The 16,500-nt window shown below is 61.6% G+C and carries 12 protein-coding genes; 4 read left to right on the top strand and 8 right to left on the bottom strand.

The features are described from left to right. Window positions 1–12: 12 nt before the first annotated feature. Genes BAC01S_RS19720 through BAC01S_RS19705 form a run of 4 tightly spaced genes read right to left on the bottom strand, consistent with a single transcriptional unit; the run spans window position 13 to window position 7,559 of the window. Complete coding sequence (locus BAC01S_RS19720; protein ID WP_027796310.1) at window positions 13–996, bottom strand: Wadjet anti-phage system protein JetD domain-containing protein; 984 nt, start codon at window positions 994–996, stop codon at window positions 13–15. Beyond that, the gene (locus BAC01S_RS19715; protein WP_027796309.1) at window positions 969–5,399 is read right to left on the bottom strand and encodes an SbcC/MukB-like Walker B domain-containing protein; all 4,431 of its coding nucleotides are present in this window, start codon (window positions 5,397–5,399) and stop codon (window positions 969–971) included. Before BAC01S_RS19715 ends, BAC01S_RS19720 begins: the two co-directional genes overlap by 28 nt. A 59-nt stretch (window positions 5,400–5,458) precedes the next feature. Then, window positions 5,459–6,127, bottom strand: coding sequence for a chromosome partition protein MukE (locus BAC01S_RS19710; protein WP_043202935.1), 669 nt, complete (start codon window positions 6,125–6,127; stop codon window positions 5,459–5,461). Then, complete coding sequence (locus BAC01S_RS19705; RefSeq protein WP_027796307.1) at window positions 6,120–7,559, bottom strand: hypothetical protein; 1,440 nt, start codon at window positions 7,557–7,559, stop codon at window positions 6,120–6,122. The genes BAC01S_RS19710 and BAC01S_RS19705 overlap by 8 nt, the downstream gene beginning before the upstream one ends. 1,109 nt (window positions 7,560–8,668) lie before the next feature. Here BAC01S_RS19705 and BAC01S_RS19700 point away from each other — a divergent pair. Beyond that, window positions 8,669–10,378 (top strand): dihydroxyacetone kinase family protein, encoded by a 1,710-nt coding sequence (locus BAC01S_RS19700; protein WP_027796306.1) that lies wholly within the window; start codon window positions 8,669–8,671, stop codon window positions 10,376–10,378. A gap of 7 nt (window positions 10,379–10,385) precedes the next feature. Here BAC01S_RS19700 and dbpA read toward each other — a convergent pair whose 3' ends face one another. Both dbpA and BAC01S_RS19690 read right to left on the bottom strand, forming a co-directional pair. Further along, complete coding sequence (gene dbpA / locus BAC01S_RS19695) at window positions 10,386–11,783, bottom strand: ATP-dependent RNA helicase DbpA (RefSeq protein ID WP_027796305.1); 1,398 nt, start codon at window positions 11,781–11,783, stop codon at window positions 10,386–10,388. Between the two features lie 69 nt (window positions 11,784–11,852). Further along, window positions 11,853–12,329: a YaiI/YqxD family protein gene (locus tag BAC01S_RS19690; RefSeq protein ID WP_027796304.1), complete on the bottom strand. Its 477-nt coding sequence runs from the start codon at window positions 12,327–12,329 to the stop codon at window positions 11,853–11,855. A gap of 182 nt (window positions 12,330–12,511) precedes the next feature. Between BAC01S_RS19690 and BAC01S_RS19685 the strand changes: the two genes are divergently transcribed. After that, window positions 12,512–12,910 (top strand): hypothetical protein, encoded by a 399-nt coding sequence (locus BAC01S_RS19685; RefSeq protein ID WP_027796303.1) that lies wholly within the window; start codon window positions 12,512–12,514, stop codon window positions 12,908–12,910. A 220-nt stretch (window positions 12,911–13,130) separates the two neighbouring features. On the opposite strand, the gene BAC01S_RS19675 is transcribed toward BAC01S_RS19685, so the two are convergent. Next, window positions 13,131–14,090 carry a GlxA family transcriptional regulator gene (locus BAC01S_RS19675; protein WP_027796302.1) on the bottom strand — a complete coding sequence of 320 codons (960 nt, stop codon included), beginning with the start codon at window positions 14,088–14,090 and terminating at the stop codon, window positions 13,131–13,133. A gap of 116 nt (window positions 14,091–14,206) precedes the next feature. On the opposite strand from BAC01S_RS19675, the gene BAC01S_RS19670 reads away from it, so the two are divergent. Both BAC01S_RS19670 and BAC01S_RS19665 read left to right on the top strand, forming a co-directional pair. Next, window positions 14,207–15,004 (top strand): SDR family NAD(P)-dependent oxidoreductase, encoded by a 798-nt coding sequence (locus BAC01S_RS19670; RefSeq protein ID WP_027796301.1) that lies wholly within the window; start codon window positions 14,207–14,209, stop codon window positions 15,002–15,004. Window positions 15,005–15,079: 75 nt separating this feature from the next. After that, the gene (locus BAC01S_RS19665; protein ID WP_027796300.1) at window positions 15,080–15,391 is read left to right on the top strand and encodes a DUF4148 domain-containing protein; all 312 of its coding nucleotides are present in this window, start codon (window positions 15,080–15,082) and stop codon (window positions 15,389–15,391) included. Between the two features lie 83 nt (window positions 15,392–15,474). On the opposite strand, the gene BAC01S_RS19660 is transcribed toward BAC01S_RS19665, so the two are convergent. Beyond that, the gene (locus BAC01S_RS19660) at window positions 15,475–16,365 is read right to left on the bottom strand and encodes a LysR family transcriptional regulator (protein ID WP_027796299.1); all 891 of its coding nucleotides are present in this window, start codon (window positions 16,363–16,365) and stop codon (window positions 15,475–15,477) included. Window positions 16,366–16,500 lie beyond the last annotated feature (135 nt).

Genomic DNA, 16,500 nt, shown 5'->3' with positions numbered 1-16,500 from the left:
CGCCACGTCAACTCATAGTCGACCTAACTCGTCAATGAACTCCGGAAGTACTACTATTGGCTCTTGCTCAAGCCACTTGCTGTGCTCGATCAACCATGACAGCGCCGGATGATTACGCATTGGTTCGGGGATGTTGTCTTCATTCCATTCCCGATCCAAACAAAGAGCGTGGGATCTCAGAAGGGCTGCAGCGGAGGTGGGTATCCAGACTTTTGCATCATTGCCCGCATCTGAGTCTGTGGTGAGCACGAGGCCAATTTTGATCCCGTTGGGATCGAGGTCGCCAAAGTGCCGCCAGCGCACACTCGCCGGCAGCCGTGCCCGTATCCGCCTGACATTGGGAAGATTCCAGCCCGGGCTGTGAACAATCAGGCAGTCGTCGGGCTTTTTGATGTCCACGAAAGATCCGACATTCTCGACAGTAAGCAGAAGTCGGGGCAGGGTGCCACAGAACGTCCAGCTTTCCGATAACCCGCGATCTGGGAACGCTATTTCCGTCAGGCTGCGTTGCAGGGCCGACAGGTCGTATTCCATGCCATCCATACCTCGTAGCCGGAGACCTTCATTCACACGCGCCCGAATCGTGTCATCTGTCGTTATCGCAGCGGAAACGTCTGGCACGGCTCCGCGCGACTTCGAGTGGGTTCCAGCATACGCCGCCAAAGTCCTCCTGTTCAGTTGAGGGAACCCGGCCGGCGGCGCGAGATGGTCGCGCCGAAGATCCCGCAACGTCGCTACGTCGATCGGAAGACCTCTGGACTGGATCTTCGCTGCGATCTCGCGATAGTCGGGCCATCTGGAGATCAGGAAGGTCTTGTAGTAGGTAAGGCGGTCCGGAACAAGCACGAGTTCGCCTCGTCGCGGGGTCGTACTGACGACCCCGACGTCTTCAAGTTGGGCCACGAAGTCCGCATTGGACCTGGATCGAACAATACGCCCCGTTAGCAGAAGGCGGATGGCCGCGACCCTCAGACGGTCGTCGCTTGCCCAGTCCATGCCCCGAACCTCCGTCCTTGATAAGTGACGATTTCGCGCTCGTTGTAGATTTCGCGCACGAGGCTGTAGACGGTGCCGTTGCGAGGCTCTTCCAGCCCCGGCGCCGCAACGAGTGCCTGCACATCCATGGCCTGGCAGAACTCGGTTAAAGTGTCGAGCGCCCTGTGGTCCAGGCGATTTGCTTCGTCGAGCAGGATCTGTTGCATACAGTAACCAGCACCTGCCCCATTGATTCGACGCAGGTCTTCGCTCCACGTCCGGAGGATCATGATGAGGATGGCAGCGCCTACGCCGATCGATTCTCCAGTTGAAAGCCCCGCGGTCGAATCCCACGTGCCGTTCAGCCGGCGAACCTTGACGTTGAGGATGACATAGTTGCGGTAGTCGAGCAGTTCGGCGCCTTTGATCGTACCGCCGTTGACGTGCTGGTAGATTTTCGCCAGCGTTTCGTCCAGAGGGGCATCACTTTCGAACAATGACCGATCGCCGCCATTCTTCAGGGCGAGGAGCATGTTTGCCATCTCATCCGACTGTTCTTTCTTTATGTTGACACCCCGTATCGAGCCGAATGAAACATTTTCGAGTTGCGAATTTAGCTTGTTTATTAAATGGCCGACGCTGAGGGTTCGAGACGTGATCGCGGCGCCGAGACCGCTCGAACTAGCTCGCATTTCCGTTTCCAGATCGGCAAGAGTCCGGTGCAGTTCGGCCAGCTTCTCCCGCATTTGCTTCAAGGCGATGCGCGGATCGTCGCTTGATGCGATGTTGCGCGGGATACGGCTCTCAATATGGGAAAGGATGCAACCCCAGCCCTGGATGGCCTGAATAACACGCCGTTCTTCGGAATCGTCAACGACCAGTTCTTGCAATTGCTGCTGTACTTGAGGCTGCGCGCGAAGACGTTCGAACAGGAGGGTTTGATTCCTGTCGGCCTCGCTGAATAGCGACCGCGTTGGCATCCGCCGGCCTTGCAGAACTTCCTGCCCGTTAATTTCCGTGTCGATCTTTCCGCCGAGTTTGTGCTCTGCGACAGCGGCGTGAATTTCACGGCGAACGGCTCGTTCTGCGCGAATGTTCTGGTAGCGTTGTTTTACCTCATCGTTGGCGCCCTTAACGACAGATTCAGAATGCCCAATGTCAGTTTCGACCGTGACCTTCCTCTCGTTGGTCGTCGCCTTCTCTGATTGTGTCTTGCTCAGGGCGGCTTGTGCTTCCTGGTAGGTTGCCTCTGCGGCTATGACCTCTTCGTTTGTACCTTGCAAGCCGGTCGATTCAAGGCTTGCGCTAAGCGTCCTGTGGACATCTTGAGCCCGTTGGTGTGCCACGTTGCAGTCGTTCTCTTTCGCGCGAGCCGCGTCGACGGCTGACCTCGCGCTCGTCAATCCTGCGGATGCCGTCTCAAGACGTCGCGTGACAGCAGCAAGTTTGACTTCCAACGATTTCATCACGCTGGATTTTTCGTCATGAACCTTTTCGTCCTCAGTGAACGCAAGATCGCCAGCGACCGTGAGAAGAGCCCCAAGTGCATCGCTCGAGGCCGCGGCAGCATTGCGCTCCAGGATGATATTGGCCAGGGCCGCCGCTTCTCGTTCAATTTCTGCCGGCTCTGGCAATCGACTCAGGATCGGTAGTCCTTCCAGAATTTCGCGCACCGGGCTTTCGAAGCGCTTTACCCAGTCCGCTGCGGTACGGCAAGTCCGCAAGTCATCCTCGACACGCAGTACCTCGTCCCGATAGGTGGGTTGATCGAGCAACGCGCTGTGGGCGGCGATTTCATCAAGCGCTTTCTGCCGCTCGCGCAACTTTCCCAAGTCGGCACTAATTTTAGTCAGGGCGGTCTCCAGGTCGGCCAGACCTGTGCGAATGCCGAACCATCGCGCCCGCGCTTCGTCCAGAGCAGGGCTGGGGTCGTCGTGCCATACCGATTGTCCGAGCGCGAGAAGTTGCTCAGTCAGTTCCAGGATTCGCTTTAACACCCCGCTATAGCCGCGCAGGCTCGCCAACTCGCTCTCGACTTCGGCCTTTTCTTTCTCTCGTCGCTCAATATCAGCCTCCCGCGCTTTCCGACCAAGAACCGGCTGATCAGGATGGCGCGACAGGCGGACGCCGGCTCCATCGACCCCTTCGCTCACAATTTCACTGTCGCCCAGCGTGACTCCAATACGTTGTCCAGCAGCGAAGTCGCTGCGCACGAAATGTAAATTTTCGGGCCGGTCCGGCAGGTCGATGGCCATCTTGGCCGCGGACTCAGGGTCATCAACGACAATCGCCTCCATCCAGGGACCAAGGCGCGCTTGGGTGCGTGCCGCTTCCTCGACGTCCAGATCTTCAAATTCGCCAGAAAGTAAGTAGCCTTCAACATGCCCGGCGACTGATCCGACACGTTGGTCGATTGTGCCGAAGCCGCTGCGTAACCTACGGATAATTTCCGTCAGCGCCCGAAGCCAATTCTCCTTTTCGCGTCGGTTGTCCAAAGCGGCGACAAGCCGGACATTGACGTTATCTCGGGCTTCCTCCAAATAGTCACGGTTAGTGATGGTCTCAAAGTCCTTGTCCAGTGCGCACAGCTGCTGCTGAAGTTCCCGACGTTGACGATACGCCTTATCCGCGTCTACCAACTCATTCACTTTTCTCGATGCGTCGGTTTCCTGGCTCAGCAAAATCTGCTTGCGGTCAAGTTTTCTGTCGCGTTCTGCGTCCAGATCTGCGATTTTCTCTCGCAATAGGGCGCCTTCATCCAACAGGTGTCGGGAGTTCTGAATATTCAAGCGGCTTGCCGTTGCGCGTACTTGCTCTTGCCGCTGGCTCAACCGATTCATGTTGACGCGTGCGGAGTCAAGTTCCGGCACCCGGGCGGCCAATCCATTCATGTCGCGCAACTTCAGATCGAGTTCCACTGCGCGATCATGGGCTTCGAAATCCACCACGGTCAGCCCATCCTCATTGCAGATGGTCCGCAATTGCCGAAAGAGCCGGTCAAAGGCCTCTTTTCGCGCCTTGCTGTCAGCCAGGTTGGCTTCCGTGCGCAGCGCGCGTTCGGTCAGGTCCTGATAGCGCTCATCGAACCCCGCCCTAAGTTCTTGCGCATTGTGCTCGTTGACGTTCTGATCAATCACGCGGCGGGCTTTCGCCAAAACTTCACGGGCCTTGCGCAGGCGAATCACACGGCCGATTAGTGCCTCGATGGCGTGGTTCAGGCTCCCCATTTGGGTTGAGATATTCGTGTGTTCGTCGCGTGCGGCGCGGTCTTCGACATTAGCCTTGGTCTCGGCCGATTCGGCCTTTACCCTCGCAGCGGACTCGGCGGCGAAGTTGCGTGCCGTTGCCTGGAGGTTTTGCAATGCATCAGCCAACTGCTGACGTAGAGAAAATGCCTGCCTGGCGATATCCAGAGATGTTTTGCGTGCTTGCGCTGTAGTGTCATCCGCAGCTTCCTGTGAGGCGAGCCTGGCGAGACGCTCGATAAGGACTCCCCGCTCAGTGAGCAAGTTCTGGTGTTGTTTCCGCAGGTCGCGGGCGACTTTGAGTTGATGCAGCCATGCTTCGTTCACCTGCTCGAATCGAGCTAGCGCGCCGAAATAGGCAAAGGAGACCATTTTCCATGCGGCGTCGAAGAGCCCGTGGATTTCGTCATGCTTCTCTTGGGTGTTTTCAATCTCCCGCCTGGCGCGCTGGGTGTCACCCAGGCAGGTTCGCATCTTGCTCACCACGTTACCGACGTCCGGATCCGCATTCAAAAGGAAATTGCGCAGCTCCGATTTCGCAATGGCTCCTAGTGAGGTTCCTGCCATGGAGCTGGCGAGAAGGCGGTAGAAGCGAGCCTGCTCTGCTTGTTCTTGCATTGGCTTCGGCGTGATGCCGTAGTCGTAGAGGGCGCGCATGTAATTCTGCAGCCTTGGGTAGGTCGTTACCTTTGCACCTTGCATCGTGAGATGCTCCCGCATGTGCTTATAGGTGGGAGGGACGATCCACTTGCCCCCAAACTTCATGGGGAACGTGGCATAAGGGTCAATTTCGCCCAGGAACTGAATTGTGAAGTAGTGCAGTACCTCGATTTTCGGGCGGGTGCCACGAGCGAGGGCCACACCGGCCCAGACACTCTCGCCGCGGGGCGTGATCCACTCGATCATTGTGTATGACGTGCTGCCATCTTCGCCCAGGCGTCCCCAAAGGCCCGCCTCTTCGGAGTCCGCTGCGCCGTCTGAGGCAATGCTCGGAAAAGAGAGCAGGCGCAGATTCGGGATGATCGCCGTCAGGAAGCCAGCCATAGTGGTCGTCTTGCCCGCCCCGTTGTCGCCTTCCAAACCGGTGACAAACCGATCCGTCTCGCACACCTGAAAAGGGACGCTCCGCCAGTTGGCGAGCAACAGGTGACGGTGGCACGCACGTGTCAGCTTGGGCATGGAAAATCCTTCGGTACTGGGTTGATCAAGGCCTATGCTCGCGGCGCCTGGCTGGCTCGTCAGTCGTCGACAGGCGCGGCGTTCTTGCGGTTATCTGGCAAGAGATCAATTTGTCCTTCCTGGATCAGCCGGCGCATCGCGTCCTCGGTCACGTCGGTGCTCGTACGGACCGGGTCGGCGAAGCGCATGACGGGGGAGAGGGGGATCACGACAGCACTCTCGCCCCGGCCCTCCCGCTTGATGAATCCCAATCGCTCGAGGGTCTTCATGGTGCCCGCCAGCGATTCGCGTAATTTCTGCGCGTCTAACTCATCATTCTGACCGCGCTTGCGGCCCGCGTAGCGCAGGAGTTGCTTCGTGCCCAACAATTGCTCCAGCGAGGCCAGAACCTGGAGGTCCGGGATGCGCCGATTGGTCTCCAGCCATTGCGGGTCAAGCATCATTAGGGCAAGCGTCTGGCCAACGAGCATGTCGAGCAGGCCAAGATGGCGCCGGCCTAGCGGGGCCCTGTCCGCGCTGACGGGCAGGAGGTAGAAATAGCCTTCGGGACCGCTCTGCAGCAGTACCCCATAACGGCGGTAGTAAGAGGCCAGGCAGTCCTGGTTAGAGTGAATGAAGTCGTACAGGCTGGCGTCACCATCAGTACCGAGATGCTTCCCCTGGCGAAGCAACAGATCGGCTTGTGGATAGCGGTCATCGGCGATGACCTCCATCAGTTCACTAGACATCGTTTTCTCCCTCGGCAGGATGCTGCGCTTCTGGATTTGGCTGAGTTTCGTCGGCAGGCATCGAGCGCGAACGCAGTTTGAGCGACTGCGTTTCCAGTCGGGCGCTCAGCGCCGCCCAACGGCGTGCACTCAACGCGGCCGGGGGGATACCGCGATCCAGCAAGAGCGGTGTTACTCGTGAAATCAGCACATACCAGTCGAGGTCGCTCAGGTGAGCGCCATCAGTGACAATCGACGTGGCGAGGTCGATCTCTCCATCTTGTTCCAGACGAGCCAGCATCCGCTTGATCACCTGCCCGATGTCGCTTTCCCGCGGCACGCCGACGTCTGCCACTTTCCGGTTAGCGAAGGCGAAGGCGGGCACATCAACCTGGTGGTTCTTGTCGGGCCGCTCGACTTCCCGCATGTGCAGGAACGGGACGGGGTCCAGCACGACAAGATAGTAGGGCGTCTCGGGGAAGCGCTGAATGTGGTCCCGGATTCGGCCACGCATGCGGTTGTCCGGGTCCATTTGCACGTGAGTCCGGATGAAAGTCATCACCATCCCGTGGTAATTTGCCCATTCGGTGTGACGCTGCATACTCCAGTTGTGCAAACGGTGCAACTGTGTGCGCAGGCTCTCTACCAAAGGCAGAATGGCCGCATCGCGGTCTGAAAACTCCGCGATGTCATCGAGCAGCCGGGTCAGCGACTCAACTTGCTCGGTGAGGACGGAATACAACTCAAACAGCGTGCTCATGACGCTATTCAGCATCGACTTACAGATGTCCGCCGCATCTCCCCATTTTTGATGAAAGAGGCTGGTGATTTGTCGCCGAAGTTGCTGGTTCGAGATATCCAACCCACGCGCCCGGCGCTCCAGAGCCTCAAGTAGATCCGTGACCAGATATCGGAGCAGGGCGACCACCGTGGCGTCCCAGTCCGTAGTTTCGTTCGCAGAGCGGGCCGTAGCGATTACATCGGCAAGCTCCGCGCGGATGCGCGAGAGCAGGATCGTGAGACTTTGCACCGTCAAACTGCTCTCGTCGCTGATATATCGGCCGATCGCATTGCCCAGCGTCGAGAGAGTGTATCGGCCCTCCTCCCAGACCCCACCCGCGTCGGCACGAATCAGGATGCTCTGCGACTTCAGGCGGGAAAGCGCGTTGGTGCAACGCTGTTGAATGGTGTCCGGGTCGCCGTTCACCATTTCGTTTACGGGTTCGTAGATGGCGCGAAGGACTGCCTCGTCAATGTAGGAATCGTCAGACTTCTTCTGAAAATGAAAAATGCCCGCGACGTAGGCGATATCGTCCCGGCCGAGGCTTAGGTCAAGTTTGGTGTGGTACGCGTCCGCGACGGCGCGGCCAACGCTCTCCGGCGCGGCCTGCCCATGAAAGTCGCTATTGCCGTCATCGGACGACAGATCCGGTCCAGGTTCGTTGTTCGCCATTGATGTCTCCCAATGGGACGAAAATAGAAGGTCTGGCGATGCTTTTGTGACAGGGCCCTCGCAGGAAGGGCATAGGCGGCAGGCATGCAGACCCAGAGCGCCTCATGAGGCCATTTAGACCTTTCCGATGTTATAGGGTTTCTTGTAATTTAAAACCAGATGAAGGCGAGCGGCCTGGGTGGAGGTAGGTGTTCGCGGCGGCGAACCCGAGGACAGGCGGCGCACACTACAGCGTCACCACCGCGTCCCCCGCGTGTCTCCACGCGGCACGCCCTTCCGGCCATGCGAAAAGAGGGGAAGTACCGCCTGGTGGGGTAGCGGCCTGAGGCCGTCGGAGTAGAAGGGGGCAAAGCGAGATAGCAGCTTTCCCAGCGGACTATCAAGGTATCCGCGATTTAGTGCGCCGGAGCATGGGCATTCGGTTTTCGCCCGCTAGTTCATAGCCGGAGCAATCGTATGCGGTTGTAGTGCGTCCGGAGCATAGATAGGTGGCCATGGAGTACTTCGGAGCAAATCCGTGAATGTCGAAAAACGGGCCAGTACGGCTGACTACCAAACCTGAGTGTGCAATTCGCGGAGCAAACTTTTGCATATCGCAGGTTTCCGAGGCAAACCATTGGCCAGCCAATCCCCGAACTTCACTCTTAGATAAATTGGCCGCATGCACAATTTTGCTCCGAAGCACGTTGCTTTGGAGCAAATCTCTGAGCGTCGAATGGGCCAGACCGGCCGCGTATCAAACTTGTGAATGTGCGATTCAGGGGAGCAATTCTGTGAATATCGAAAGATAACCTAGCCGCATTCACACTTTAGCTCCGAAGCACTGCATGCCAGTGGTCAAAAACACGACATCTGTAAATAGCCAGAACACGACATTAGGATATAGCTGCTACAGGAGAAATTTCGATAATTTGCATTATGTAAAATTATATTGATAAAGAGCCCACCCCAAACGAGGTCCCGGAAAGCACACTGAGAGACCGAAACTCCGCAGGGATCATAATGTCCGGGATCGCAATCTACCGATACCAATATTGCCGCCCTTTGTAATGCGCTAGATGCACTCGCCAGAGCGCTGAACTCACACCCAACCACCGCCGAAGCCCAACATGAAGAAGCTCATCAACGATCCATCGAACGTCGTTCGGGAAATGCTCGAGGGCATTGCCAGGCTGGCTCCGAACACCGCTATCCTGGGCGACGAAAATGTGCTCGTTCGCCGTGATCTGCCCGAAGTCTTCAATCGACCCGTCGCCATCATCTCGGGCGGCGGCAGCGGCCACGAACCCGCGCACGCGGGTTATGTCGGGGCCGGCATGCTGAGCGCCGCGGTGTGCGGCCAGGTGTTCACCTCGCCGTCCACCGACGAAGTCCTTGCCGCCATCCGCGCAACCGCGGGTCCCGCCGGCGCCGTCCTGATCGTCAAGAACTACACGGGGGATCGGCTGAACTTCGGCCTCGCCGCCGAGCTCGCACGCGCCGAAGGCATTCCCGTCGAAGTGGTGATCGTGGCCGACGACGTTTCGCTTCGCCGGCACACGACGCGCGATCGCCGCCGCGGAATCGCCGGAACGGTGCTCGTGCATAAAGTCGCCGGAGCCGCCGCAGAACAAGGGCTCCCGCTCGATCAGGTGACGTCTGCCGCGCGCGCCGCCGCGGCAAACCTGGGATCGATGGGGGTGGCGCTGGACGGCTGCACGCTACCCGGCGTCGAAAAATCCGGCTTCACGCTGGCAGACGACGAGATCGAGCTAGGCCTCGGCATTCACGGCGAAAAAGGCGTCGAGCGAACCGCGCCACAGCCGGCCGACGAGATCACCCGAACCCTGCTCTCGAATATTCTGGAGGACATGGGGCTCGCGGCAGGCGAACGTGTAGCACTCCTCGTGAATGGCCTCGGAGCCACGCCGCAGATGGAACTGGACATCGTCCTGCGCGCGGCCTGGGAAGCGTTGACGGGAAAGGGGATCGCCGTCGAGCGGGCATGGTCGGGCACCCTGCTCTCGGCGTTGAACATGCCCGGCTGCTCCGTTTCCGTCCTGCGCGTCGATAACGACCGGCTCGCGTTGCTCGACGCGCCCACGCTGGCCCGCGCGTGGCCGCGCGGCGGCAGCGTCAGCGCCGATATCCGGATGGACTCGCCGGTCACGCGCGCCGGCGAAACTCCGACGATTCTCGACGCGGCCGCCCAGGCATGGATCTCCCGCCTCAAGCCGGCGCTCACCGCTGCCGCTCACGCCCTGATCGCTGACGAACCGCGCCTCACCGAGCTGGATTCCCTCGCCGGCGACGGCGACCTCGGCATCAGCATGAAGCGCGCCGCAGACGCCATCCTCGCCCTCCCCGACCCGGCCTTCGCCAACCCCGCCGGTGCGCTCGCCGCTTTGGGCGGCGCGCTACGCCGAGCCGTCGCAGGCAGCTCCGGTCCCTTCTATGCCACGGCGCTGCTGCGCGCGTCACGACGTCTCGCGGAAACGCCCCAGCCTTCCGCCCACGATTGGGCCGATGCCTTCAGAGCGGCCGTCGAGGCCGTCGGCGAGCTCGGCGGCGCCAAGGCCGGTGACAGAACGATGCTCGATGCCCTCATCCCCGCTGCCGATACGTTCGCGCAGGAACTGCGATCGGGCTGCCCCGCGGCCGTCGCTTTTTCGCGGGCCGTCTCGTCCGCAAAGCTCGGCGCCGAGGCAACCTCCACGATGAAACCGCGCGCCGGCCGCGCAAGCTATCTGGGCGATCGTGCGATTGGCTCGCCCGACGGCGGCGCTGTCGCCGTGACCTGCTGGCTCAGCGCGATCGGTCCCCACGTCGTGGCCTCATGAATGCCGGCTATTCGTCCATCATCCGGACCTTGACCTTCTTGCCCTTGACCTTCCCCGCCCCGAGCCTGCGCAACGCCTCGCGGGCAATGCTGCGATCGACGGCCACATAGGTCGAAAAGTCGGTTACGTTGATCTTGCCGATCTGGGAAGCGCTGAAGCCCGCATCACCCGTCAGCGCTCCCAGCACGTCACCCGGACGAATTTTTTCCTTGCGCCCGCCAAGGATTTGCAGCGTTTCCATCGGCGGCAGCAGGGGCTCGTTGCTGGCGGCCTTCAGATCGGCCAGCTTGTGCCATTCGACATCCTGTTTCTGCGCCTGCTCGATGCTGCCCACCCGCCCCATCTCGTCCATGCTGGCGAGGCTCAATGCCCAGCCGTCCTGATCGGCGCGGCCCGTGCGGCCGATGCGGTGTACGTGCACATCCGGGTCGGGCGTCACGTCCACGTTGATCACGGCTTCGAGTTGCGCAATGTCGAGGCCGCGGGCCGCCACGTCGGTCGCAACGAGCACCGAGCAGCTGCGGTTCGCGAAGCGGATCAGCACCTGATCGCGCTCGCGCTGCTCCAGTTCGCCATGCAGCGCCAACGCATGGAAACCCTGCGCGCGCAACACGTCGAGCAGATCGCGGCACTGTTGTTTCGTATTGCAGAACGCCAGCGTGCTCACCGGACGATAGTGATTCAGCAGCATGCCCACCGCGTGCAGCCGCTCTTCCTCGGCCACCTCGTAAAAGCGCTGGCGGATCTTGCTGCTGTCGTGACGCTCTTCGAGCTTGATTTCCTTCGGATTACGCAGGAATTGCCGGCTCAGCCGGGCGATCCCCTCCGGGTAGGTGGCCGAGAACAGCAGGGTCTGGCGTTCCTTGGGGCATTGGTCCACGACGGTGGCGATATCGTCGAAGAAGCCCATGTCGAGCATCCGGTCCGCCTCGTCGAGCACGAGCGTATTCAGCGCGCCGACGTCGAGGTTGCCGCGCGCCAGATGGTCCATGATGCGGCCCGGCGTGCCGACGACAACATGGGCGCCGTGCTCGAGACTCGCGGTCTGAGGGGCCATGGGCGTGCCGCCGCACAGCGTCAATACCTTGATGTTCTGCTCCGCGCGGGCGAGGCGGCGAATTTCCTGCGCGGCCTGATCGGCCAGTTCGCGCGTCGGACAGAGGACCAGCGTCTGCACGGCGAAACGCTGCACGTCGAGGCGCGCCAGCAGCGCGAGGGAAAATGCCGCCGTCTTGCCGCTGCCGGTTTTCGCCTGGGCGATCAGGTCATGCCCTTCCAACGCCACGGGCAAGCTGGCCGCCTGGATCGGCGTCATGGCCGTATAGCCAAGCTGGGCCAGATTGGCGAGCATGGCGGGGGCAAGCGGAAGCTCGCTGAAGGAGCGCACAAGGTTTTTTTCTGGCATTTCTGGGTGTTCCATCTATTGAGCGGCGCGCTGCCGCCGCAAGCGTCGTAACCGGAATGGCTGCGACGATCAATCCGATCCCTCGTTCCCGCGAGGCGGCTTGCCGTAACGTGCGAGGAATCGGTCGAGCTGTCCGGCAAACGCCTTGCTGTCGCGCGTGCTGAAGGGAGCCGGACCGCCCGTATCGATGCCGGCGCTGCGTAGTTGATCCATCACGTCGCGCACCGTCAGGCGTTCCTGAATATTCTCGCGCGTGAACCAGTTGCCGCGCGGTTCGAGCGCGTGCGCCCCTTTGTCGAGCACCGCGGCGGCAAGCGGAATGTCCGCCGTGATCACCAGGTCGCCCGGCTCGGCCAATTCGACGATACGGGCATCCGCCGCGTCGAAACCGGCCGGCACCTGAATGGACGTGATGAAGGGAGACGGCGGCGTGCGCAAATACTGGTTCGCGACCAGAGTCACCCGCACCTCCGCCCGTCGCGCGGCCCGGAACAGCATTTCCTTGATGACCACGGGACAAGCGTCGGCATCGACCAGCACTTGCATGGGGGCAATTCCACTACGTTAAAACGCGATCATATCTCAAGGCGAATCCCGGCGAATCGCGCTCCGGATAAAAGAGAGCGGCCGCGTCCGTCTCGGGACGTCACACAATGGCCCGAGGCAACCCGGCGCGGCACGCCCGATGCGCAGAAAAGTGCCTGTTCCTGCCCACACTGGAGCGCGCCATGAAAACCTATGATTTCGACCAGCGGATCGAGGAGATCCAGCTTGCCCTGGCACACGAATTCGACTCGCCCAGAAGGCCCGCGGTGAGTTTCCTCGATACCGGCGATGCGCTTGTTTTGAATATCACCTGGGTGATCGAATCGCACCCCGACACCACACTCGATAAACGTTGCGCCGCGACGCTTCGTGCGACGCGCGAACAGTTCGAGCGCTATGCGAAGCACGACACGGCCCAGCGGCGCGAAATCCAGCAGCGGATCGGCGCGCGCGTTCGGTCGTGTTTCGAGGCGAGCCGGCAGTCCCAGCCTGAGAGCAACGAGTGCGCAATCGAACTCGTGCTCGACGACGAGATATTCAACGCGGAGAGCGACAGCCATTACCGCCCCACTCTCTCATGAATGCCCGAGCAGCCCGTTCAGCGTTCGCGGGTGCGCGGAACAGCGCCCCACCGGCAGCTCAACGACGGCACGGCTTGTCCGAGGACGTCGGCCCCGTCATCGCCGGTTTGCTATCCGACGAATTCGGCTGGATCAACGCCCAACGCATCGAAGTCGCGGGAGGCATTCACATCCAGCGCGGCGAGCGATGAAAGCGAACCGCGGACTCTGGAAGATGCGTCTACGCGGCATCGCGGCTGCCCGTGCGGGCGTCGCGCCGCACCGCCTGGGGCGGCAGGCCGAAGCCGCGCAGGAACACCTCGCGCATATGGCGCCGATCGCGAAAGCCGGTTTCTTTCGCGATGACTTCGAGCGGGTGACGGCTCTGCTCGATCATGAGCCGCGCCGCCTCGAGGCGCAGCCGCTCGACTGCCTTCGCGGGCGACTGCCCCGTTTCGAGCGTAAACACGCGGCTGAACTGGCGCGCGCTCATGTGCACGGTTTCGGCCAGCTCTTCCACCGTTAGCGCGCGATTCAGGTTCTGGCGCGCATAGGTCAGCGCGTTCTGGATGCGATCCGTTTTCGGGGCGAGTTCCAGCATTTCCGAATGCTGCGACTGGCCGCCCGCGCGGCGCTGATGCATCACGAGCTTGTGCGCCACCGAGCGCGCCGCCTCGGCGCCCAGATCCTTCTCCACCATCGCCAGCGCCAGATCGAGCCCCGCCGTCATGCCGGCGGACGTCCAGATCGGTCCGTCGACGATATAGATCCGGTCCTCCTCCACGCGCACATCCGGGAACAGGCGCTGCATTTTGCGCCCGAACGCCCAGTGCGTGGTGGCGCGCCGCCGGGCGAGCAGGCCCGCTTCGGCAAGCACGAATCCGCCCGTGCAGATACCGGCAATGCGCCGCGCGCGCAGGCTCGCCCTGCGCAGGAACGCCAGCACCCGCCTGGGGGCCGGCGAGCCGAGCGGGTCGTTGACGCCGGCGACCATCCACGTATCCACCGCGGCGGCGCCGCGCAATGGCCGCGTACCCACGGCGAAGCCGAGCGACGAGCGGACCTCGCCGCCGTCGAGGGAAAAATTGTCCATCGCGTAGAACGGCTCGCCTGCCACGACGTTCGCATACTCGAACACCGACTGCGGCGCGAGCGTCATGATCTGGAAGCCCTCAGTCAGTAAAAAGCCGATCCGGTGCATGTCCGTTTCCCGTCAAGCCATGTCCTGAATCATAACCATATATGTCATTTCTGTCGCGGCGAAACCCGGCCAGAATGTGCTCACGGTTTCATCAACTTTTCGAATGGAGTGACATCATGGCTCATACGCATCGCGGTACTGCCCTCATTACCGGCGCGTCTTCGGGTATCGGCGCGGTCTACGCCGACCGGCTCGCGCGGCGCGGCTACGACCTGATTCTCGTGGCGCGCAATCGCGACCGGCTGGCCGCCCTCGCGCAGCGCATCACGAACGAAACGCAGCGTAGCGTCGAAATCATCGACGCGGATCTGAACGACCGCGCGGCGCTGGCCGCCGTCGAAGCCAAGCTGAAGCAGGACGCGAGCATCACGCTGCTGGTCAACAACGCGGGCGTGGGCACCCACAAGCCGCTGCTCGACAGCGACGTCGAGGCGATGACGCGGCTGATCGACCTGAACGTCACCGCCCTCACCCGCCTCACGTATGCCGCGATCCCGGGCTTCGTCGCGCGCGGCGCGGGCGCCGTGATCAACATCTCGTCCATCGTGGCGATCTCGCCGGAAACGCTCAACGGTGTCTACGGCGGCAGCAAGGCCTTCGTGCTCGCGTTCAGCCAGTCGCTTCACCACGAGCTGGCCGCCAGCGGCATTCAGGTGCAGGCCGTGCTGCCCGGCGCCACCGCCACCGACTTCTGGCAGACCGGCGGCCTGCCGATCGAACACTTGCCCGCAGCCATCGTCATGTCGGCCGAAGCCATGGTGGATGCCGCGTTGACGGGTTTTGACCGCCATGAACCCGTGACGATCCCCTCCTTGCATGCGGGCGAAGAGTGGGAGGCTTACGAAGGCGCCAGGCGGACGATGGCTCCGCATCTGTCGAGCAACAGCCCCGCGGCGCGCTATGTGACCGCGTAATCAGGCTCGAACCCTCTCACCCTTGCTCATTTCACCATGGTAAGGATGACTTACCATGGTCCGGAGTCCACGATCATGAAATCGCTTTTCAAGGCTGTCGTGCTCGCCGTCGCCGTGACCGCGCCGCTCGTCTCGTTCGCCCAGACGGCGCAGCCGCTCTCGCGCGGCGAAGTGCGCGCGGACCTGGTGCGCGCCGAACAGGCCGGCTACAACCCGAACGACTGGCTGCACTACCCGGAGAACCTCCAGGCAGCCCAGGCGCGCATCGCCGCGAATAACGACAAGACCACGTATGGCGCCGGCACGAATGGCTCGTCGCAGGCGGGCCGACAGGCCGAAGTGACCGTGAGCCCGTATTCGCCGCCGGTCGAAGTCAAGGATAACTAAGCCTTTGACGCCTACGCTTTCGCCGGCGGCGCGCCTCGTCAGCGAACCGGGTCGATCGGGGAAGGCGGCGTGCCGCCTGCCGATTAGTCCCGGGCACTCTCGCCGGCCAGTTTCAGAAAGTTCGCGACTTTCGCATTGGGCACATGGGTGCGGCACGCCACCTTGAGGCCAATATCGGGCACGTTGCCGTGAACGTCGACGTAGACCACGCCCTCCACCTGGATCTGCGTGACGGCAGCAGGCACCATCGAAACGCCGAATTCGGCCGCCACGAAATTGATCACTGAAGCAAGCTGCGGAGCCTGCTGCCCGAGCAACGGTTCGAAGCCCGCTTCGCGGCACGCGCCGACGATCCGGTCATACAGGCTTGGACTGGCTTCGCGCGGTATCAGCACGAACGGTTCGGCCGCGAGCGCCGTAAGAGGCAGCCTGCGCTTTCTCGACAAGGCGTGCGTTGCCGGCAGGACGAGTTTCATCGGCTCGATCGCGAGCGGATGAAACTCGATTCCGGTCGGCGGATTTCCTGCGGGCCTCACGAATGCCACGTCGAGCCGGCCCTCGTCGAGCAGCGAGAGCAGGTAAGCGGTGTTTCCCTCGGCCAGCGTGAGTTGAACGCTGGGGAACGACTGGCGAAACAACCGTATGAGCCGGGGCACCATCGGGTTGAAGGCGGCCGAGCCGGTGAATCCGATGTTCAGGTGCCCGACCTCGCCACGTCCGGCGCGCTGCGCGTTGCGAACGGCACCCTGCACGTCGCCGAGAAGACGCCTCGCGTCGTCGGCGAAGGCGGCCCCGGCCTCGGTCAGTGCCACGCCGTGTCCCGTGCGCCGAAAGAGCTGGACCCCGAGTTCGCGTTCGAGGGCGTGCAGTTGCTGGCTAAGCGGCGGCTGGCCGATGCCGAGCTTGTCGGCGGCCCGTGTCACGTTGCGCTCTTCCGCAACGGCGAGGAAATACCGAAGGTGGCGCAGTTCCACGCGATGTTCTCCAGCGATGTTCTGTAAAATGTATATCAGATAGACGTAACAGATATTGGACAGAATATCAAGGGCGAGTGACAATATGTCCTGTAGAGATCCATCAGGATGTCGATTTCACGGGTGAGAGAGGAT

Source organism: Paraburkholderia acidipaludis NBRC 101816 (genome assembly GCF_000684975.1).
Classification (GTDB): domain Bacteria; phylum Pseudomonadota; class Gammaproteobacteria; order Burkholderiales; family Burkholderiaceae; genus Paraburkholderia; species Paraburkholderia acidipaludis.
This window is presented reverse-complemented; position numbering and strand designations above follow the sequence as displayed.

Coding starts and splice junctions, on each gene's coding strand:
- BAC01S_RS19710 (WP_043202935.1), bottom strand. CDS start 6,127: ATGTCTAGTGAACTGATGGAGGTCATCGCCGATGACCGCTATCCACAA.
- BAC01S_RS19675 (WP_027796302.1), bottom strand. CDS start 14,090: ATGCACCGGATCGGCTTTTTACTGACTGAGGGCTTCCAGATCATGACG.
- BAC01S_RS19720 (WP_027796310.1), bottom strand. CDS start 996: ATGGACTGGGCAAGCGACGACCGTCTGAGGGTCGCGGCCATCCGCCTT.
- BAC01S_RS19670 (WP_027796301.1), top strand. CDS start 14,207: ATGGCTCATACGCATCGCGGTACTGCCCTCATTACCGGCGCGTCTTCG.
- BAC01S_RS19700 (WP_027796306.1), top strand. CDS start 8,669: ATGAAGAAGCTCATCAACGATCCATCGAACGTCGTTCGGGAAATGCTC.
- BAC01S_RS19665 (WP_027796300.1), top strand. CDS start 15,080: ATGAAATCGCTTTTCAAGGCTGTCGTGCTCGCCGTCGCCGTGACCGCG.
- BAC01S_RS19715 (WP_027796309.1), bottom strand. CDS start 5,399: ATGCCCAAGCTGACACGTGCGTGCCACCGTCACCTGTTGCTCGCCAAC.
- dbpA (WP_027796305.1), bottom strand. CDS start 11,783: ATGCCAGAAAAAAACCTTGTGCGCTCCTTCAGCGAGCTTCCGCTTGCC.
- BAC01S_RS19685 (WP_027796303.1), top strand. CDS start 12,512: ATGAAAACCTATGATTTCGACCAGCGGATCGAGGAGATCCAGCTTGCC.
- BAC01S_RS19705 (WP_027796307.1), bottom strand. CDS start 7,559: ATGGCGAACAACGAACCTGGACCGGATCTGTCGTCCGATGACGGCAAT.
- BAC01S_RS19690 (WP_027796304.1), bottom strand. CDS start 12,329: ATGCAAGTGCTGGTCGATGCCGACGCTTGTCCCGTGGTCATCAAGGAA.